Source organism: Ollibium composti (genome assembly GCF_004801285.1).
Lineage (GTDB): Bacteria > Pseudomonadota > Alphaproteobacteria > Rhizobiales > Rhizobiaceae > Mesorhizobium > Mesorhizobium composti.
This window is the reverse complement of the sequence record NZ_SSNY01000005.1, coordinates 220,294-239,155: the sequence shown is the minus strand read 5'-3', so window position 1 is coordinate 239,155 and position 18,862 is coordinate 220,294. Positions and strand designations below refer to the sequence as shown.

Annotated in this window: 20 protein-coding genes and 1 tRNA gene; 10 read left to right on the top strand and 11 right to left on the bottom strand. The window is 65.1% G+C overall.

Features of this window, described 5'->3' with window-relative positions:
• Positions 1–51: 51 nt before the first annotated feature.
• Genes E6C48_RS11010 through E6C48_RS11000 form a run of 3 tightly spaced genes read left to right on the top strand, consistent with a single transcriptional unit; the run spans position 52 to position 2,686 of the window.
• Complete coding sequence (locus E6C48_RS11010; protein ID WP_136357066.1) at positions 52–852, top strand: class I SAM-dependent methyltransferase; 801 nt, start codon at positions 52–54, stop codon at positions 850–852.
• A 6-nt stretch (positions 853–858) separates the two neighbouring features.
• Positions 859–1,554, top strand: a complete 696-nt coding sequence (betI, locus tag E6C48_RS11005) for a transcriptional regulator BetI (RefSeq protein WP_136357064.1) — start codon at positions 859–861, stop codon at positions 1,552–1,554.
• 49 nt (positions 1,555–1,603) lie between these two features.
• Positions 1,604–2,686, top strand: a complete 1,083-nt coding sequence (locus E6C48_RS11000) for an ABC transporter substrate-binding protein (RefSeq protein WP_136357062.1) — start codon at positions 1,604–1,606, stop codon at positions 2,684–2,686.
• A gap of 58 nt (positions 2,687–2,744) precedes the next feature.
• Here E6C48_RS11000 and E6C48_RS10995 read toward each other — a convergent pair whose 3' ends face one another.
• Positions 2,745–3,305, bottom strand: coding sequence for a hypothetical protein (locus tag E6C48_RS10995; RefSeq protein WP_136357060.1), 561 nt, complete (start codon positions 3,303–3,305; stop codon positions 2,745–2,747).
• Between the two features lie 20 nt (positions 3,306–3,325).
• On the opposite strand from E6C48_RS10995, the gene E6C48_RS10990 reads away from it, so the two are divergent.
• The 3 genes from E6C48_RS10990 (at position 3,326) to E6C48_RS10980 (ending at position 6,585) form a co-directional block, all read left to right on the top strand.
• Positions 3,326–4,042 carry a TetR/AcrR family transcriptional regulator gene (locus tag E6C48_RS10990; RefSeq protein WP_230978726.1) on the top strand — a complete coding sequence of 239 codons (717 nt, stop codon included), beginning with the start codon at positions 3,326–3,328 and terminating at the stop codon, positions 4,040–4,042.
• A gap of 138 nt (positions 4,043–4,180) precedes the next feature.
• Entirely contained in the window at positions 4,181–5,257 is a 1,077-nt protein-coding gene (locus E6C48_RS10985) for an extracellular solute-binding protein (protein WP_136357058.1), read from the top strand.
• Positions 5,254–6,585 (top strand): flavin monoamine oxidase family protein, encoded by a 1,332-nt coding sequence (locus E6C48_RS10980; protein WP_136357056.1) that lies wholly within the window; start codon positions 5,254–5,256, stop codon positions 6,583–6,585. The genes E6C48_RS10985 and E6C48_RS10980 overlap by 4 nt, the downstream gene beginning before the upstream one ends.
• On the opposite strand, the gene E6C48_RS10975 is transcribed toward E6C48_RS10980, so the two are convergent.
• From E6C48_RS10975 to E6C48_RS10965, 3 genes are read right to left on the bottom strand one after another with little or no spacing between them, the layout of a single operon-like run.
• Positions 6,549–7,622 (bottom strand): ABC transporter ATP-binding protein, encoded by a 1,074-nt coding sequence (locus tag E6C48_RS10975; protein WP_136357220.1) that lies wholly within the window; start codon positions 7,620–7,622, stop codon positions 6,549–6,551. The genes E6C48_RS10980 and E6C48_RS10975 overlap by 37 nt on opposite strands.
• A gap of 34 nt (positions 7,623–7,656) precedes the next feature.
• Positions 7,657–8,481 carry an ABC transporter permease gene (locus E6C48_RS10970; protein WP_136357054.1) on the bottom strand — a complete coding sequence of 275 codons (825 nt, stop codon included), beginning with the start codon at positions 8,479–8,481 and terminating at the stop codon, positions 7,657–7,659.
• A complete protein-coding gene (locus E6C48_RS10965; protein ID WP_136357052.1) occupies positions 8,478–9,395 on the bottom strand; it encodes an ABC transporter permease in 918 nt (305 codons plus the stop codon). The genes E6C48_RS10970 and E6C48_RS10965 overlap by 4 nt, the downstream gene beginning before the upstream one ends.
• Positions 9,396–9,681: 286 nt before the next feature.
• Here E6C48_RS10965 and E6C48_RS10960 point away from each other — a divergent pair, with 286 nt between their 5' ends.
• Positions 9,682–11,100, top strand: coding sequence for an aminotransferase (locus tag E6C48_RS10960; RefSeq protein ID WP_136357049.1), 1,419 nt, complete (start codon positions 9,682–9,684; stop codon positions 11,098–11,100).
• A 10-nt stretch (positions 11,101–11,110) separates the two neighbouring features.
• Here the strand turns inward: E6C48_RS10960 and E6C48_RS10955 are convergent, their stop codons facing one another.
• The 5 genes from E6C48_RS10955 to E6C48_RS22535 all read right to left on the bottom strand — a co-directional run bounded on the left by E6C48_RS10955 (position 11,111) and on the right by E6C48_RS22535 (position 15,452).
• On the bottom strand, positions 11,111–11,491 hold the full coding sequence (locus E6C48_RS10955; protein WP_136357047.1) for a GNAT family N-acetyltransferase: 381 nt from the start codon (positions 11,489–11,491) through the stop codon (positions 11,111–11,113).
• 533 nt (positions 11,492–12,024) lie between these two features.
• Positions 12,025–13,227 (bottom strand): aromatic ring-hydroxylating oxygenase subunit alpha, encoded by a 1,203-nt coding sequence (locus E6C48_RS10950; RefSeq protein WP_136357045.1) that lies wholly within the window; start codon positions 13,225–13,227, stop codon positions 12,025–12,027.
• A 206-nt stretch (positions 13,228–13,433) separates the two neighbouring features.
• Positions 13,434–13,847, bottom strand: a complete 414-nt coding sequence (locus E6C48_RS10945; protein ID WP_230978725.1) for a GNAT family N-acetyltransferase — start codon at positions 13,845–13,847, stop codon at positions 13,434–13,436.
• 156 nt (positions 13,848–14,003) lie between these two features.
• Positions 14,004–15,038, bottom strand: a complete 1,035-nt coding sequence (locus tag E6C48_RS10940; protein WP_136357041.1) for an aspartate-semialdehyde dehydrogenase — start codon at positions 15,036–15,038, stop codon at positions 14,004–14,006.
• A 111-nt stretch (positions 15,039–15,149) separates the two neighbouring features.
• Entirely contained in the window at positions 15,150–15,452 is a 303-nt protein-coding gene (locus E6C48_RS22535; protein WP_206086470.1) for a hypothetical protein, read from the bottom strand.
• Here E6C48_RS22535 and E6C48_RS10935 point away from each other — a divergent pair.
• Positions 15,432–16,154 carry a DUF805 domain-containing protein gene (locus tag E6C48_RS10935; protein WP_136357039.1) on the top strand — a complete coding sequence of 241 codons (723 nt, stop codon included), beginning with the start codon at positions 15,432–15,434 and terminating at the stop codon, positions 16,152–16,154. The two genes, E6C48_RS22535 and E6C48_RS10935, sit on opposite strands and share 21 nt — an antisense overlap.
• Before the next feature lie 120 nt (positions 16,155–16,274).
• The gene (locus E6C48_RS10930) at positions 16,275–16,829 is read left to right on the top strand and encodes an HXXEE domain-containing protein (protein WP_330998600.1); all 555 of its coding nucleotides are present in this window, start codon (positions 16,275–16,277) and stop codon (positions 16,827–16,829) included.
• A gap of 146 nt (positions 16,830–16,975) precedes the next feature.
• Here the strand turns inward: E6C48_RS10930 and leuB are convergent, their stop codons facing one another.
• Both leuB and E6C48_RS10920 read right to left on the bottom strand, forming a co-directional pair.
• Positions 16,976–18,079 carry a 3-isopropylmalate dehydrogenase gene (leuB, locus tag E6C48_RS10925; protein ID WP_136357037.1) on the bottom strand — a complete coding sequence of 368 codons (1,104 nt, stop codon included), beginning with the start codon at positions 18,077–18,079 and terminating at the stop codon, positions 16,976–16,978.
• Positions 18,080–18,254: 175 nt separating this feature from the next.
• A tRNA-Ala gene (locus tag E6C48_RS10920) sits at positions 18,255–18,330 on the bottom strand.
• Positions 18,331–18,567: 237 nt separating this feature from the next.
• Here E6C48_RS10920 and E6C48_RS10915 point away from each other — a divergent pair.
• Positions 18,568–18,858 (top strand): YggT family protein, encoded by a 291-nt coding sequence (locus E6C48_RS10915; protein ID WP_136357035.1) that lies wholly within the window; start codon positions 18,568–18,570, stop codon positions 18,856–18,858.
• The last annotated feature ends 4 nt before the right edge of the window (positions 18,859–18,862 follow it).

Sequence of the window (18,862 nt, the reverse complement as noted above, 5' to 3'; positions counted from 1 at the left end):
TGCCCGACATTGTCTTTTTACGCGCAGGCATGGCGCATCGGGACAGGATCGATGGTCGAGACGGCAGAAGCCGCGCCCGAATACGACGATACCGCCATCCGCTTCCTCGAGGCGCTGTGGGGCGAGGGCTACCTGTCGCCCGGCGGACCGGAAGAAGTGGATCGCGTCGTCGAGGGGCTCGATCTTGCCGGCTGCACTCTGCTCGACATCGGCTGCGGCGCCGGCGGCGTCACCCTTCATCTGGCGAAAAAATACGGACTTGCCCATGCCACCGGCTTCGATGTGGAAGGGCCGGTGGTGGAAGCGGCGCGGCGGCGGGCGGAGGCGCGGGGGCTCGCCCGCCGCGTCGTCTTCGTGCAGGCGCCGCCCGGACCCCTGCCCTTTGCGGATGCTTCATTCGACGTCGTGTTCTCGAAGGACGCCCTGCTGCATGTGCCGAACAAGGATTTTCTCTTCGCCGAAATCTTCCGCGTCCTGAAACCAGGCGGCGTCTTTGCCGCGTCGAACTGGATGATCGCGCATGACGGCGAACCGTCGCGGGAGATGAAAGCTTATGTCGCGGCGGAAGGCCTGTCCTTCGCCATGGCCTCGCCGGCGCGCTACGCCGCGGCGATGCGCCGGGCGGGCTTCGCCGATGTCGAGACGCGCGATCGCAATCCCTGGTACCGGGAGGTCGCGCGCGGCGAGCTGGCGCGGCTGAAAGGGCCACTCCGCGACACCGTCGCGGCCGCAGTCGGCGCCGCCTATGTGGAGAAAAACATCAGCACTTGGGAAGCCATGCAGACAGTGCTTGACTCGGGCGAGCACCGCCCCACTCATCTGCGCGGATGGAAGCCGGAGCCGATCGGATAGCCGGCGATGTTGGAGACCAGCCCGCCCATGAAGACACCTGAGCCCGAAGAGCCGCAGCCTGCCCTGCGCAAGGGCGAGCCGGAAAAGCGCGGCCGCAAGCAATCGAAGGAAGTCCGCCGCCTGCAGCTGATCGAAGCGACGATCGATTCGCTGGCCAAACGCGGCTATTCCGAGACGACCATGGCCGATGTCGCCGACGGCGCCGGCCTGTCGCGCGGCATCGTCAACTTCCACTTCGAAAGCAAGGAAAAGCTGCTCGTCGCCACGTTGCAGTTCATGGCCGACGAATACGCCGCGCATTGGCGGGCCGCGCTGCACAAGGCCGGCGACGATCCCGCCCGCCAGCTCGCCGCCGTGGTCGCCGCCGATTTCGAGCGCTCGATCTGCAACAAGCGCAAGCTCGCCGCCTGGTGCGCTTTCTGGGGCGAGGCGAAATCGCGGCCGACCTATCAGGCGCTGTGCGGCGCGCGCGATGCCGCCTACCAGAGCGTCATCGTCGATCTTTGCCGCACGCTGAAGGAAGACGGCGGCTATGCCTTCGAGCCGCAGGGGACGGCACTGGCGCTTTCGGCGATGCTGGAGGGCCTGTGGCTCAGGCTGATGATGGGCACGGAGGACGTGACGCGCGAAAGCGCCTTGCAGGCCGCCAACGAATTCCTCGCTTTGGCCTTTCCGCGCCACTATGCGCGGCCAGCGGCGTAAGCGAGGTCCGACAGGGGAAAACCACAAAGGGAAAAAGGGAGGAGAAACGATGAAGACATGGACCCGGCGGCTGACCTTGACGCTGGCGCTGGCCGGCACGCTTGCGGCTTCGGCGGCGGCGCTTGCCGTGGCAGAGGACCAGGGCCTCACCATCTTCGATTGGGCCGGCTACGAAGATCCCTCGTTTCATCCGAAATATGTCGAGAAGAACGGCGATTCGCCGACCTTCGCCTTCTTCGGCGACGAGGACGAGGCGTTCGAGAAGATGCGCTCCGGCTTCAAGGCCGATCTCGGCCATCCCTGTTCGCAGAGCGTGGTGAAGTGGCGCGAGGCAGGCCTGCTGCAACCGCTCGACACTTCGAAGATCACCGGCTGGAACGACCTCAACCCCGGCATCATGGCGATGAAGAACCTCGCCACCGACGACAGCGGCAAGGCGTGGTTCATGCCGTGGGACTGGGGCGATACCCAGCTCACCTACAATTCCGACAAGATCGACGAAAAGGACGTGCAGTCGTTGAAAGCCTTCGCCGATCCCAAGTTCAAGGATCGCGTCTCGATCGGCGATAACGTCGACGACGCCTATGCATTGGCCAGCCTCGCCATCGGCCTGAAGGACTGGACGCAGATGACCGACGACCAGTTCAGCCAGGCCTCCGACTTCCTGCGCCAGGTGCACAAGAACGTCCGCCTCTACTGGACCGACACGACGGACATCGTGCAGGCGCTGTCGGGCGGCGAAATCGATCTTGCCTGGGCCTGGAACGACGCCACCGTCCAGTCGGTCGCCAACGGCGCGCCGATCAAGGCGAAGAAGGATACCGACGAAGGCATGTCGACCTGGGTCTGCGGCTACGTGCTGTTCAAGGACGCGCCCGGCAACATCGACAAGGCCTACGACTACCTCAACGCCGTCAACGATCCGGAAGTCGCCAAAGTGCTGGTCGGCGACTGGGGCTACGGCCAGGCCAATACCAAGGGCATGGCCGGCGTCGACCAGGCGGTGCTGAAGGAGAAGGGCTATGACGACGTGCAGAAATTCGTCGACAAGACGCTGTTCCAGTCGCCGGTGCCGGCCGACCTGAAGCTGAAGATGATCGCCGAGTTCGAGAAGATCAAGGCGGGGTACTGAGTCCCGACCTCCCGCCCGGTTGCCGCAGCCGCAACCGGGCGGAATTCCGGCTCGCCTGCTACCTGCGCTGAAGGCGGGTGGACGCGGGGGAAAGCGCAAGGGAAGCCGCGCTTTCGGCAAGCGTTTGCGACGTCCCGGCCTGACGACGCACCAGCAGATAAAACGCCACGACATGCGTGATCATCAGTGCGGGGACGTAGAGGATGGGGATCCAGTAGGTCGCCGCCAACTCTCCCGCCTGTTCGGGAAGCCCGAACCGGGCGCCGTGATAGTAGTTGACGAGAAGATCGGCCGTTCCGACGACGTTGAAGGCAACGACGAACAGCCAGAACAGCGGACGAATGCCGACGGTTGCCAGCGCCAGCATGGCCAGCACGCCGGTGGCGAAATCGCCGTAGGCGGCGGACGGCGCGAAACCAGCCGGCAGGTCGGGGCCGACGACTCCCGGAAGGATGAAGGCGAGCCCGAAGAAGCGAAAGCTGTGCAAGGTGGCGATGGCGCGTTGCGCCTGGACGGCGTCCATCGCCTTCAGCCGGGGCCAGCCATAGGCGCCGAGAAAGAGAAGCCACGGCACGTAGCCGAGGATGAGCTGAATCGAAAAGATGGTCGAGGGAGACATGCGTACCTCCTGTCGGAGCTATGCCGATCGGAATTGATGGTGTATTAAGTTTGGTACCGATTGGTACCAATGTCAAGGAACAAGCGATGACAACCGTATCCGAGGGTTCATCATTGCCGACAGGCTCGCAGGTATCCCCCGCCCGGGCACGCATCCTGGACGCCGCGTTTGCGGCCTTCAGCGCGCGGGGCTATGCGCAGACCAGCATGCTGGAAATCGCCACTCGCGCGAAAGTCTCCAAGCGTGAGCTCTACGCCCTGGTCGGCAACAAGCACGACATGCTGGTCGCCTGCATTGCCGAGCGCGCTGGTCGCATGCGTTCTGCGGCGGACATGCCCGAACCACGCGACCGCGAAAGCCTTGCCGACGCGCTGGCGGCCTTCGGGGAACGGCTGCTGCGCGAAGTCACCGACCCGGTCGTCGTCGGCGTCTTCCGGCTGTCGATCGCCGAGGCCGAACGGGCACCGGAAATCGCACAGGCGCTGGACTCGATAGGCCGGGCAGCGGCACGCGACGAACTGGCGGCGCTGCTGGCGAAGGCACAGGCGCACGGACTTCTGCAAGGACCTCCCGCCGAACTGGCGAGGCAATTCCTGGTGCTGCTGTGGGGAGAGCTGATGATGAATTTGCTGCTTCGCCTCGTCGACACGCCGACGTTCGAGGAGGTCGGTGAGCGCGCGCGAGACGCCGCATCTGCCTTCCTGCGTCTGCACCCGGCCGGAGAGCCAGCTGGATGAAAACAGCCTCGCGGGAAACGCCACAAGGGCCGCAGGGCAGAGTTTCGAAACGGACGCCATTGGAATTTCCACCCTCTCGCCATTTCCATGGAATTCTCATAACGTCCGCTCGAGCCGTTCGGCGCTTGGGGGTAGCCAATGAATCGCCTGCTTCGTCGCCTTGCCTTCGCAGCCGCTTGCGCCATCCCCGCCATCAGCGCCGCGCTCGCCGTTGCGGCCGATCCGAAGGACCTGATCGTGCTCGACTGGTCCGGCTATGAGGATCCGCTGCTGCATCCTGCCTACACCGCCAAATACGGCGGCGAGCCGAGCTTCTCCTTCTTCGGCGACGAGGATGAGGCCTTCGAGAAGGTGCGCGCCGGCTTCAAGGCCGATGTCGGCCATCCCTGTTCGCAGAGCGTGGTGAAGTGGCGCGACGCCGGCATCATTCAACCGCTGGACACGTCGAGGATCGCCGGCTGGGCCGACCTCAACCCCGACATCATGAAGATGAAGGACCTCGCCACCACCGCCGATGGCAAGGCATGGTTCATGCCGTTCGACTGGGGCAACACCTCGCTGCTCTATCGCACCGACCATGTCACGACCGACGAGGCGAAGTCGCTGAAGATCTTCGCCGACCCCAAGTTCGAGGGCCGCGTCACCATCGGCGACAACGTCGACGATGCCTATGCGCTGGCAAGCCTCGTCATCGGGCTGAAGGACTGGACGAAGATGACCGACGACCAGTTCAGGCAAGCCTCCGATTTCCTGCGTCAGGTGCACAAGAACGTCCGCTTCTACTGGACCGACGACACCGACCTGAACCAGGCCGTTTCCAGCGGCGAAGTCGACCTCGTCTGGGGCTGGAACGAGACGTTCGTGACGCTGAAGGGCCAGGGCGTGCCGATCGCCATGAACCGCGACACCGACGAGGGTCTCTCGACCTGGGTCTGCGGCTACGTACTCTTGAAGGACGCGCCGCATCCCGACCAGGCCTATGATTTTTTTTCAGCCGTCAACGCCCCGGAGGTTTCCAGCTATATGGTCACGACCTTCGGCTACGGCCACGGCAATGCCGCCGGCATGACCGCGACGGACCACACGCTGCTTTCCGAGCGCGGCTTCGACAACCTCGACAAGTTCCTCGATAAGACGCTGTTCCAGCAGCCGGTGCCGCCGGAGCTGAAACAGCGCATGGTCGAGGAATTCGAGAAGATCAAGGCGGGCTATTGAGCGGCGCGGCACATGCAACGGCCGTCGTCATCGTCGGCGCCGGCTTTGCCGGGCTGTCGGCGGCGCTTGCGCTGAAGCACGCGGGCGTCGATTTCGTCGTGCTGGAAGCGCAGGATCATGTCGGCGGCCGCGTCGAATCGCGGCTGAACGGACTGGGCGAGCGGGTCGACACCGGCGGCCAGTTCCTGTGCGACGACATGCCGGAATTTCTGGCGCTGGCAAGGGCCTATGGCAGACAACTGGTCGAGACGCGGTTCGACGGCGCGCCCGTCCGCCAGCCGCCGCTGTCGGTCGCGGAGATCGAGCGCTCCTATGCAGGCGCGATGGCGATCCGCGACCGGCTGAACGGCTTTTCGCCGGACGATCCCTCGCTCGCCGGCCTGACCGTGGCCGACTGGCTGGCGCGCCAGCCCGACGATGACGATGCCAGGGACGGCTTCCGCTCGATGATCGAAGGCCTCTGGTGCCTGGCGCTGGAGGACCTGCCGGCCTGGTATCTTGTGTCCAACGACCGGCGTGTCACCAACGAAGCGCCGGAATTGCAATATTTCATTGCCGGCAGCGCGCATGCGTTGGCGCAGGAGATGGCGCTGGACCTGGGAGATCGTATCCGGCTTAGAACGGAGGTGACGGGCATCCAATCTGCTCCGACTGGCGTGCGCGTGACAACCGGCGAGACAGACGGCAAGGACGCCGCCCCCGTATTCGCCGCCCGCGCCGTGCTGATTTGCCTGCCACCGGCGACGGCGGCAAAGCTCGATTACGCGCCCGTGCTGCCAACCGGCCTTGCGGGCGCGCTCGGCGCGTGGCGCAGCGGCGCGGTGATAAAACTGTTCCTGCGCTATCCCCATGCCTTCTGGCGCGAGCGCAACCTTTCCGGAGTCGTCATGTGGCGCGACCCGGCCGGCCTCTTCGCCTTCGACGTCAGCCCGGATGAGGCGCATCCGACGCTCGGCTTCTTCATCGGCGGACCGCTCGCGCAGGAAACACGAGCACTCGGCGAGGCCGGCGTGAAGAAAAAGGCGATCGCCTGGCTCGTCGCCGCGCTCGGACCGGAGGCGGGCGAACCGCTCGACGTCATGCTGCGCGACTGGACGAACGACCGCTGGAGCGGCGGCGCCTATTCGGATCTCGTCGTCGACATGGGCGCCACCGACGCCGAAGACGTGCTGCGCGCGGGTGCGCCGCCGCTGTTCTTCGCCTCCTCGGAACTATCGCCGTCCTTTCCTGGCTATATCGAAGGCGCCATTGTGGCGGGGCGGGAGGGCGCGAAGAAGGTCATCGCGACCCTTCAATCCGCCATCGCCACCAGCGCCTCGGGGTCGTAGGCCAGCCGTACGGCCGAGCCGACCGGAATGTCGTCGGCGCCGAAGTCGTTCGTCTCGGTCACCGACAGGGGCTTTTCCAGTCCCGGTATCTCGACCACCAGGTGAGTGATTTCGCCGAAATAGTGACGCTCCACCACCGTGCCGGTGACCTGGAACTGCGACGTCTCGTCATCCCACAGCACGCGCAGCCGCTCCGGCCGGATGCCGAGCGTCGCGGCGCCGCCGTTGCGCACGAAAGCGGTCGGCTTCTCGGTGCTGACGCGGCCGAATCCCAGCGTGTCGAGTGTGAGCGAGGCGCCGTTCTCCTCGATGATCTCGCCCCTGACGAAATTCATGCCGCCGAGGAAGTCGGCGACCTGCCGGTTCACCGGCCGCTGGTAGATCTCCTTCGGCGAGGCGACCTGCGCGATGCGGCCGCCGAACATCACGGCGATGCGGTCGGACATGGCGAGCGCCTCGTACTGGTCGTGGGTGACCAGCACGAAGGTGATCCCGACCGCCTGTTGCAGGCGGCGCAGTTCCACCTGCATCTGTTCGCGCAGCTTCTTATCGAGCGCCGACAGCGGCTCGTCGAGCAGCAGAACCTTGGGCCGCATCACCAGCGCGCGGGCGAGCGCGACACGCTGGCGCTGGCCGCCGGAAAGTTCCGTGGCGCCGCGCTTGCCGAGGCCCGTCAGCGATACCTGCGCCAACGCCTCCTCGACGCGGCGCCTTTCTTCGCCTGCCTCCAGCTTCAGCCGCTTCAGCCCATAGCCGACGTTCTGCTCGACATTGAGGTGCGGAAAAATGGCGTAGGATTGGAACACCATGTTGGTAGGGCGGCGGTTGGCCGGGATGCCGGCCATCGGCTGGTCGTCGACGGCTATGGAGCCGGTCGTCGGATTGTCGAAACCGGCGATCATCCGAAGCAGCGTGGTCTTGCCGCAGCCCGAAGGCCCGAGCAGCGAGAAGAATTCGCCCTCGTTGATGGAAAGATTGGCCTCGTCCAGCGCCTTGAAGGCGCCGTAGCTGCGTGTGACGTTTCTGATTTCGATCATGGGCCTGATTTCGCCCATCGGCCGCACGCTGTGTTCAGGCATAAAGCCCTCCCTCGGACTGGGTGCGCCGCGCCGCCCGCCGCCTGAGCACCTCGGCAATGGACAGGAGCACGAACGACGCGACGAGCAGCAGCGTGCCGAGCGCCAGCACGCCCGGCAGCTTGGCGGCGAAGCGCAGCTGGCCCCAGATGTAGATCGGCAGCGTCGCTTCCGTGCCGGTCAGGAAGAAGGCGATGATGAACTCGTCCAGCGAGATGGTGAAGGAGACCAGCAGGCTGGAGATGATCGCCGGCGTCACCATCGGCAGCGTCACGCGCCGGAACGTACCGAAGGCACTTTCGCCGAGATCGGCCGAGGCTTCTTCCAGCGAGCGATCGAAGCCCTCGAAGCCGGAAGTCAGCACCGTCATCGAATAGGGGATGCAGACCAGCACATGGCCGAGCACGACGGTGAACAGCGACAGCGACAGGCCGAGCTGCAGGATGACCAAAAGCATTGAGATGGCGACGATGATTTCCGGCAGCACCAGCGGCGCCATGATGAGCCCGTTGATGGGGCGCCGGCCGGGAAAGCGGTAGCGGGTGATGGCGCGCGCCGCGAGAATGCCGAAAACGGTGGAAAGCACCGACGCCGAAAGGCCGACGACAAGGCTGTTCCAGGCGGCGTTGAGCAGTTCCGGCGTATGCGGCAGGCCCTCGTACCATTTCCAGGTGAAGCCGGAGAGCGGGAACTTCGGCGTCGCCGCCGTGTTGACCGAGAAGACCGGCAGGAACAGCACCGGCACGTAGAGGAAGGCGACATAGAGCACCGCATAGACGGAGAGCCAGCCGCCCGGGACGAGACGCTTCAGCCCGCTCATCGCGCAAGCCTCGCCGCGCGGCGGATGATGAGCACCGCCGCCCCTGCCATCGCCGTCACCACGATCATCGTGGTCACCGAAAGTGCCGCACCCAGCGGCCAGTTGGACGCCTTGCCGAACTGCGCCTGGATGGCATTGGCGATCATGACGCCGTCCTTGCCGCCGACCAGCTTCGGCGTGACGTAGTCGCCGACGGTCGGGATCATGACGATCAGCAGGGCCGAGATGACGCCGGGCGCCGACAGCGGCAGGGTGACCCTGAGGAAGGAGCGCAGCGGCCCGTCGCCGAGGTCCTTGGCCGCCTCGATCAGCGTGCGGTCGACCTTCTCCAACGACACGAAGATCGGCAGGATGGCGAAGGCCGCCCAGGCATGCACCAGCGTGATGATGACCGAGTTGGAGTTGTAGAGGAGCGCGGTGATCGGCTCGTCGATGATGCCCAGCCCCATCAGGCCGGAATTGAGCACGCCGTTGTAGCCGAGGATGACCTTCCACGACATCACGCGCAGCAGGTAGCTGGTCCAGAACGGGATGGTAATGAGGAACAGCCACAGGCCCTTGCGATGCCCACCGTGGAAGGAAATGTAGTAGGCGTTCGGATAGGCCAGCACCACGGTGGCGACGCTGGTGACGAGCGAGATATAGAGCGAGCGCCACAGGAGATCGCGGTAGATCGGCTCGGTCAGCGCGATGCGGTAGTTTTCCAGCGTGAAGGTGCGGTCGATGGTGAGGTAGTGCTGCGTCCAGAAGGAGTGCGCGATCACCACCAGGATCGGCAGGACCAGCAAAACCAGCGCGTAAAGGAAGGTGGGGGTTATCAGGGCGAGGCCCTGTGCCGATTCCGACTGCAGAAGGGGCTTTCTCCCAGGCCGCGATGCGGCAAGCGGGGCCGATCCTTCCGCCGCCGCCGTCATGGCCTGGCCTCGGATCGCATTCCGGTCGCTGGCCTGGATCGTCCCGCCACGCTGCCATCCCGTTTGCCGCCGGTCTGTTCCCCATTCACCCGCGGCGTCCAGCTTCCGGGCTGGCGTCCAGGCGGACCGGCTTTGTTTCATCATGAACGCATCCGCAGATTGAAATCAAGCGGTATTTCTGCGATATTGATTGAACGACCATTCAAAATGAAGGGAAGAACGCACCGCTTCCGAGCGGTATGGCGTTCCGGTGAAGCGGCGGATTCGGTCGTTGCAGGAGGCGAAGATGGCGGCATTGCGCGACACGAAACCGGCAGGTGATTTCGGCCGCCACGGCGACGATGCGGTCGACCTCGCAACGCGCCACCTCATCCAGCCTTGGCCGGTCGCCGGATCGGCTGGGGCGGAGGCGCGCGCGCTGATCGGTGAAGGCGACGGCATCCACATCACCGACGGCGACGGCAAGCGCCTCATCGATGGACCGGCGGGCATGTGGTGCATCAATGTCGGCCACCGCCGCGAGGAACTGGCGCGGGTGATGTACGAGCAGGCGATGCAGCTCTCCTACAACACGCCGTGGTACACGATGAACGCGCCCTCGGCGGAGCTGGCGCGGCGTATCGCCGACCACGCGCCGGGCGACCTTTCCCACGTCTTCTATACCACCGGCGGTTCTTCCGCCGTGGAGACCGCGCTACGCTTCATGCAGTTCACCAACAACGTGCGCGGCCGGCGGGAGAAAAAACTGATCCTGTCGCGCGGCGGCGCCTATCACGGCTCGACCTATCTGTCGGCATCCCTCAACGGGCGCCCGCGCGATCGCGACTGGATGGACGGCGCCGACGGCCTCGTCGTCAAGCTGACCGCGCCCAACCCGTTCCGACGGCCGGCCCGGGTCAGCCGCAAAACCTTCGCCGATTTCCTCGTCGAGGAATTCCGCCAGACGGTGGAGGAGATCGGCGCCGAGCGCATCGGCGCCTTCGTCGGCGAGCCGATCCAGGCCTCGGGCGGCGTCATCGTACCGCCGGACGGCTACCTGAAACGCATCCGCGAGATCTGCCGCGCCAACGACATCCTCTACGTTTCCGACGAGGTGGTGACGGCCTTCGGCCGGCTGGGCCATGTCTTCGCCTCCGGCGAGGTCTTCGGGCTGGACCCCGATATGATCACTTTCGCCAAGGGCGTCACCTCAGGCTATTTTCCGCTCGGCGGCGTCGTCATTTCCGGCCGGCTGCTGGAAGAACTGCGCAAGTCCAACCATCCCGACGCCATGTTCGCCCACGGTCTGACCTACACCAGCCATCCGGTCGGCTGCGCCGTCGCCCTGAAGAACCTTGACTTGCTGGAAGACGGGATTCTCGCCCATGCCCGCGAGGTGGCGCCCTATTTCCAGACCCAGCTGAAGACGCTGGAGGCCTTGCCACTGGTCGGCGAGGTGCGCGGCATGGGCCTCATGGCCTGCGTCGAATGCGTCGCCGACCGCGACAGCAACAACCCGCTCGAACTCGACAATGCGGTGGGCAAGCGCATCGACCGCCACTGCCACGAACTCGGCCTGCTGGTGCGCCCGCTGATCAACATGTGCGTGATGAGCCCGCCGCTCATCATCACCTGCGAGCAAATAGACACGATGGTGGCGATCCTGCGCGAAGGCATCTCGCGGACGATGGACGACCTCAGGAAAGAAGGCGTGTGGGACGGCTGACGGCCGGCAGCTACCGCGTGAAGCGGTCTTCCTGTGCCGGAGTGGCGACGCCGCAGACGAGATCGCCCGCAATGCGCAGGCCGCAGCTTTCGACCATCCGCCGGGAAGCGATATTCGTGGCGCCGACCAGTTCATAGACATGGTCGGCGCCGAGTTCTCGCGCGGCCGCATCGAGCAGCATGGCGTTGACAACCCGGCCTAGTCCGCTGCCGCGTTGAGATGCCGCCACGGCGATCAGGCCGATCCAGGCGTAGCGGCTGAACCGGCTGTGACGGTTGTGTGGAAAATAGGCATGCCCGCAGGCGACGATGGCGCCATCGGCATTCTCCAGCGCGATCGTCCTGGCGACCGGAGGAGTGCCGGCCAGCATCGTGCCGGAAAACGGCGCCATGCCGTTGTCGGCCAGGAATTGCTGCAGGCGGCGTATCGTCGCCTTCCGGTCCGGATAGTGGCGGGCAGGCGCGAACGCCTGCGGGCAGGCCGGACGACAGGATGCTTGCCACCCTGTCGGCGATATCGGCGACCGCCGCGGTGAAAATGTCCCAGGTGTCGATCCGGTAGCCTCTGGCTTCCAGCCCCGGAAAGAAACGAGACGCCTGATCCCGCGTCACCATGCGCAGGCCCAGGATGCCGTCGCGATCGAGTATCGTTTCGAGATCTCTCCATACCGCCCTGTCCGGATCGTCCGTGCCGATAAAACGCCCGGCGTTGTAGATGCCGGGCGTCTCCGCCATCCAGTCCCTGAATGTATGCGTGCGCTCTTGGAGCAACTGTTGGCGCTGCGTTCCGAAATAGCCGGCCATGTCCAAGCCCCCGCTTGCCTGCCGGCCAGTATGTTCCTCGATCGTATTGCCGGCAAGCGGGGGCACCGACCGGCGCTGCTCGAGAAATGGGACCGGACGTGGATTCTTCCCTGAAACGGGCTCAGCCCCGGCTCGCCAACGCCTCGTTGAGTGCTCCCATATCCTTCTCGTCGGGCGCCGTTGCCAGATCGAGCACCGGCAACTGCCGACGCAGGTGGTCGTGATGGGTGCGCACGCCGTATTCCAGGTCCGAGAGGAAGAAGCCGGCGAAGGCCTCCGAAAGCATGGACTCGTTCGACCATACCGAAAGCTGCACGTCCTCGGCCATCGTGTCGCGGTCGACGCGGTAGGCGAGGTAACGGGCGGCGGCCTGCTCGCGCGTCTCGTCGCGGTAGCGGTAGATGGCGCCGCGCAGCAACGTCTCGCCGGTCGACAGCGGGAATTCCTGATAGAACTGCGCCGTCTCGGGCGTCAGCGCGATCACCGCATTGGGGAAGATGCCGTAGTAAACCCAGGCTTCGCGCAGGCGCTCCGGCAGGCGCTGCGGCCGCGGCGCGATCTTGACGTATTGCCTGACGCTCCAGCGGCGCCCGGCATGCGGATTGTAGGTAGCGAAGGAACGCGACACGCCGTTGACGAAGGGCTCGTCGTAATAGGTGGTGCCATAGAGGTCCTGCAAGGCCGGATGCGCCATGGCGACGTGATAGCCTTCGTTGTCGACGTCGCGCACCGACTTCCAGTTGACCGGCGTCTTCTGCGTCCAGATGCCCCAGGACGGCACCATGTCGGCAACGCGGTAATGGGAAATCTCCGCCTCGATCGGCTTCAGAAGCTCCGCCACCGAAGCCTGCGGCCCGCCGTTGCGGAAGCGGATGAAAATGAAACCCATCCAGATTTCGAGGTCGAGCGGGACGAGGCCGAATTCCCGCTTGTCGAGGTCGGGAAAAGACCGCGGGCGGGCGGCGCCCCTCAGCGTGCCGTCGAGATTGTAGACCCAGCCGTGGAAAGGGCACACAAGCGCGTTCCCGCAGGTGCCCTTCTCGTCGGCCACGACGCGCGAACCGCGATGGCGGCAAAGGTTATGGAAGCCGCGCACCACGCCATCCTTGCCGCGCACGACAAGCGCCCGCTCGCCGACCACGTCCATGGTCAGATAGTCGCCGGCGTTCGGCACGTCGCTGACATGGCCGACGATCTGCCAGTGGTTGCGGAAGAGATGCTCCTTCTCCAGGTCGAGAAGCGCGTTGGAATGATAACTCCAGCCCGGCAGGCCCCTGCGATCCCAATCGTTGGGAACGGCCACATCGCGCAGGTGCGGGTTCATCGTCATGCTCTTATTTGTTGAATGATCATTCAATAAAAGCATATTTTTCGTTCAAAGGCAATTATTTGCGGCAAATCCGTCAAACATCGACGGTGCTGCACCGCAAAACCGATCTGGCAATATCGATCCCGCGCGAGTGAAAAACCCCGCCGTTTCCGCATCTTACACAGGAGATCGAAGCACGGTGCCGGCCGACACGCCCTGCCCTATCCGCGCCGGGTGTAGAGCACGTCCGGCAGGCCTTCTTCATTGGCTGAGCCGGCAGAGAAGGCCGAAGCGCGAAAGCCGTGCCGTTCATAGAAACGGCGGGCGCCGGCATTGGCCTGGAAGCAATAGAGCTTCGCCTCGCCCGCCCCCGCCGTCGCCGCTTCAAGCAGGCGACCGCCGATACCCTGCCCGGTCCATTCGGGGCTGAGATAGAGCAGATTCAGCCATCCCTCATGCACGGCGACGAAGCCGACGATTTCACCGCCGGCCTCTGCCACGGTGACGGACTGCCGCGGCAGCACCGTGTCGCGGATGAAGGCGAGGTCTTCGTCCGGCGTATGCAGCTTCGGCATCCAGACGAGTGACTCCAGCGATAGCCGCAGCACCCGCGCAATCGCCGGCGCGTCGGACATCGTCGCCCGACGCAGTTCGACAATTTCGACCGAACTAGGGGCCATCAGCAGTGCGAAAGAGCGAACGGCCAAAGGCCGCAAGCGCGACCGCGCGTCGCGCCTCGTGGCGCGCCCCGTCCGGAGCGAGCCGCGAAGCGGCGACAGCGTGAGGACAAATCAAGCCGCCTGCTTCTTCGGCTGGATCAGACCGCGCGCGATCAGCAATTCGGCGATCTGGAGGACATTGAGCGCAGCACCCTTGCGCAGGTTGTCGGAGACGATCCACAGGTTCAGCGCGTTGTCGAGCGTCGAATCCTCGCGGATGCGGGAGATATAGGTCGCATCCTCGCCGGCGCTCTCGATCGGCGTGATGTAGCCGCCGTCCTCGCGCTTGTCGACGACAAGGCAGCCCGGCGCCTCGCGCAGGATGTCGCGCGCCTCGTCGGCCGAGATCGGCTTTTCAAACTCGACGTTGACCGCCTCGGAATGGCCGATGAACACCGGCACGCGCACGCAGGTGGCAGTGAGCTTGATCTTTGGGTCGAGCATCTTCTTCGTCTCGGCCACCATCTTCCACTCTTCCTTGGTGGAGCCGTCGTCCATGAACACGTCGATGTGCGGGATGACGTTGAAGGCGATGCGCTTGGTGAACTTCTTGGCCTCGACCGGATCGGCGACGAAGACGGCGCGCGTCTGCGTGAACAGCTCGTCCATGCCTTCCTTGCCGGCGCCGGACACCGACTGGTAGGTGGAGACGACGATGCGCTTGATGGTCGCCGCGTCATGCAGCGGCTTCAGCGCCACCACCATCTGCGCGGTCGAGCAGTTCGGGTTGGCGATGATGTTCTTCTTGGAAAAGCCGACGATCGCGTCCGGATTCACTTCCGGCACGATCAGCGGCACGTCCGGGTCATAGCGGAAGGCCGAGGAATTATCGATGACGACGCAGCCCTGCCTGCCGATCTTCGGCGACCATTCCTTCGACACGTTGCCGCCAGCCGACATCACCGCGATGTCGGTGTCGGAGAAATCGTAGGTATCGAGTGCCTTCACCTTCAGCGTGCGGTCGCCATAGGACACTTCCGTGCCCTGGCTGCGCCGCGAGGCGAGCGCCACCACCTCGTCGGCGGGGAAGCCGCGTTCTTCCAGAATGTTGAGCATCTCGCGGCCCACATTGCCCGTGGCACCGACTACCGCAACCTTGAAACCCATCGAAATCTCCTGTCGCTCTCCGCTTGGTTGCTTCGAGAGAACCCGCCGGCCGGTGCGGGTCCCACCTCCCTCGGGCCGGACCCGGGGAGAGGGCGAGCTGGCCAAGGGAGATCAGACCGTGGTGACGGTCGCTTTTTTGGCCGTGGTTTTGGTCGAGGACAGGCGCGCGACAGTGCCGCCGGCCACACGGTGGCCGGGGAAATCGAGGGCAAACAGCGCCATCAATATGCCGCGCATCGAGAACGTTCCTGTTCGGCGGTGGCTTTTACGCGCTTTGCCAAAGGAGTCAATCGGCTTGCCTGCGGTCGCCCGCCGCACGAGGCCGTTTTGCCGCTGGCTCTTGCAGGACGGCCGATCTTTGCACATCGTGCGGCATTCGAGGCGGGGGCGGTCATGCGCGGTGAGGTTCTCCACTACGACGAGGCGCAGGGCTTCGGCTTCATCCACGGCGCGGATGGCAACCGCTACACCTTTGTTGCCGAGGACCTGCGTCGGCAGATGCCTATGGAAAAGGGCGCGGTCGTCGAGTTCCAGCCGAACGGCGACAAGGCGCGCGCCATTTTCACGATCCGCGCTGCGGCGGCCGACGACGCCGCCCCGGCAACACCGTGGCAGCCAGGCCCGACGCCGATGGAACCGGCTGCCGCCGCGCCCACGGCGCCGCCGCATTTCGGCAGGCTCGCCGTCGCGGATGCCGGCCGGCCCCGCTCGACCGGCCTGTGGGCCTATTTCCGGCGCGGCCTGACGGAAAACTACGCCACCTTTCGCGGCCGCGCGCGCCGCAAGGAATATTGGGGCTATTTCCTGTTCTGGACCGTCGCGGCACTGGCCATCTGCTTCATCGGCCTGTTCGTCGATGGCGCGGCCGGCAATCTGGACAGCAGCGACGGACCGCTGCTCACTATGGCCGCCCTGGGCCTGTTCGTGCTCGCGACCCTCCTGCCGGGAGTGGCGATCACGGTGCGCCGCATCCACGACATGGGCCTGTCGGGCTGGTTCTACCTGCTGGTGTTCGTACCCTATATCGGCGCGCTGATCGTTTTCGTCTTCACGCTGCTTCCCAGCCAGAGACAGGACAACAGATGGGGTTCCGTGCCGGAAGGCATCCGGCTCTGACAGACCGGGGAGCAGGGCAGCATGACGGCCGCCGGGAGCCATGAGGACGCCGACATCGCCGCCGTGCGGACTTGTCGGCACCGTTGTTTCAATCGAGGCGGATGGATGGGGAACCTGAGGATGTGGCTTGCGAGCCGGTGGGTGGCGGCAGCCGGGTTCATGGCGGCGGCGCTTCTGGCCCTATGGCCTCTCGTTCACGCGGCCTATGCCTTGCCGCTCGCGCTGATCTTCCTTCACAGCCCGGGCTACATGCCCCACCAGGTCGAGGAGCATACGGGGGACCGCTTCCGCACCTTCGTCAATCGGCACGTCTTCGGCGGCCGCAATGCACCCAGCGTCGCGGCGGTCCTTGTCGTCAACATTCCCGTCGTCTGGGGCCTCAATCTGGCCGCGCTCTATGCCGCATATCTGTGGGGCGCCGGCTACGGGCTGGTGGCGCCCTATGCGATGCTGGTGAACGGCGTCACCCACATTGCTGCCGCCATACGCTTCCGCCGCTACAATCCCGGACTGGCGACATCCCTGCTGATATTCCTGCCGCTCGGCATAGGAACGATTATGGCGACCGGTCCGGTCGAGGCCGGCTTTCACTGCGCAGCGCTGGGTCTGGCGCTCCTGCTGCATGCCCTCATCGTCGCCGATGTTCTCCTGCGCATCAGGCGCGGCACGGCCTGACGCTGCCTCCGCCGCCTCGCCGGGATCAACGCCGATCGTCGCAGCCGCCGGGGCCGGACGGCAGGCACTCGGTTGCCGATGACGTCGCCCGAAAGCAGGAAGCTGCTCTCGGGTGAACTACATGCGAATGGGGCTTCGGCCGGTTTTCAGGCGAAGAACCTGGCGATGATGGCGTCGCCCATCTCGGCGGTGCCGACTTCCTTCGTCCCGGCCGAGGCGATGTCCCTGGTGCGCAGGCCGTCATCGAGCACGGCGGCGATGGCCGCCTCAAGGCCGTCGGCCTCCTTCACCATGCCGAAGGAATAGCGCAGGCACATGGCGAAAGACGCGATCATGGCGATCGGGTTGGCGATGCCCTTGCCGGCAATGTCCGGCGCCGAGCCATGCACAGGCTCGTAGAGCGCCTTGCGCTTGCCGGTCTTGGCGTCGGGCGCACCGAGCGAGGCGGACGGCAGCATGCCGAGCGAGCCGGTCAGCATCGCCGCGACGTCCGACAGCATGTCGCCGAACAGGTTGTCGGTGACGATGACATCGAACTGCTTGGGCCAGCGCACGAGTTGCATGCCGCCGGCGTCGGCCAGCATGTGGCCGAGCTTGACGTCAGAATACTTCGCCTTGTGCGTGGCGGTCACCACCTCGTTCCACAGCACGCCCGACTTCATGACGTTGCGCTTTTCCATCGAGGTGACGTGGTTCTTGCGTGTGCGCGCCAGCTCGAAGGCGACGCCGGAAATGCGCTCGATCTCGAACGTATCGTAGACCTGCGTGTCGATGCCGCGCTTCTGGCCGTTGCCGAGGTCGATGATCTGCTTGGGCTCACCGAAATAGACGCCGCCGGTGAGTTCGCGCACGATCAATATGTCGAGCCCTTCGACCACTTCCTGCTTCAGCGACGAGGAGGCGGCGAGCGCCGGATAGCAGATGGCGGGGCGCAGGTTGGCGAACAGTTCGAGGTCCTTGCGCAGGCGCAGGAGACCGGCCTCGGGGCGCACCTCATAGGGCACCGGGTCCCACTTCGGCCCACCGACAGCGCCGAACAGGACGGCGTCCGCAGCCATCGCCTTTTCCATGTCGGCGTCGGAGATCGCCACGCCATGGGCGTCATAGGCGCAGCCGCCAACCAGCCCCTCGTCGGTGACGAAGCCGGAGCCCAGTTTCTCGTTCATGGCGGCGATCAGCTTCTTGACCTCGGCCATCGCCTCGGGGCCGATGCCGTCGCCAGGAAGGAGGAAGAGCGTTTTGGAAGCCATGGGATACCGTCCGGAACAAGCGGGAATTGCACAAGCGCGGCCTAGCTAAACGCCACCACGTCAGGACGCAAGCCATGCGTAAAGTCAAAACGCCCCGGCGCACGAAGCGAAGGCAGCAGGACCGGCGTCCGATCACCTGGAAACGAAAGGGAATCTGCGCAGATAACCCGCCGAATGGTGGAGCTGAGGGGGATCGAACCCCTGACCTCGTCATTGCGAACGACGCGCTCTCCCAGCTGAGCTACAGCCCCGTTCGGCGGATGGCGCATTTATGGGGCGGGGCCGTCCGCTGTCAAGCGAGCAAATCGCGGCCGGTACCGTCCGCTTGGGCGGTCGTCGGCTCGCCCCGGCAGGACGGCCGGAGCTGGCCTTAACTCCGACTGGTGTCCGAAGCCTGTCGTGCAGCCGACGATCGCTCTTGCGCCGTCGGCGGCCACTTGCCCGTCTTCGCGTCAATGGCTACATGTCGGCGACACGCGGAGACCGGCATGATCGCCCTTATTCAGACCCTCGTCCTAGCCCTCGACCTCTACTGGTGGATCATCATCGCTTCGGCGATCTTTTCCTGGCTCTACGCCTTCAACGTCGTCAACCCGCGCAACCAGTTCGTCGGCGCAGTCGGCAACGCGCTGTTCAGGCTGACCGAGCCGGCTCTGAGGCCGATCCGCCGCTTCATGCCAGACCTCGGCGGCATCGACATCTCGCCGATCATCCTGCTGCTCGTGCTGTTCTTCCTGCGCCAGTTCCTGATCACCACCGTGGCGCCGATGATCGGCTGACCTG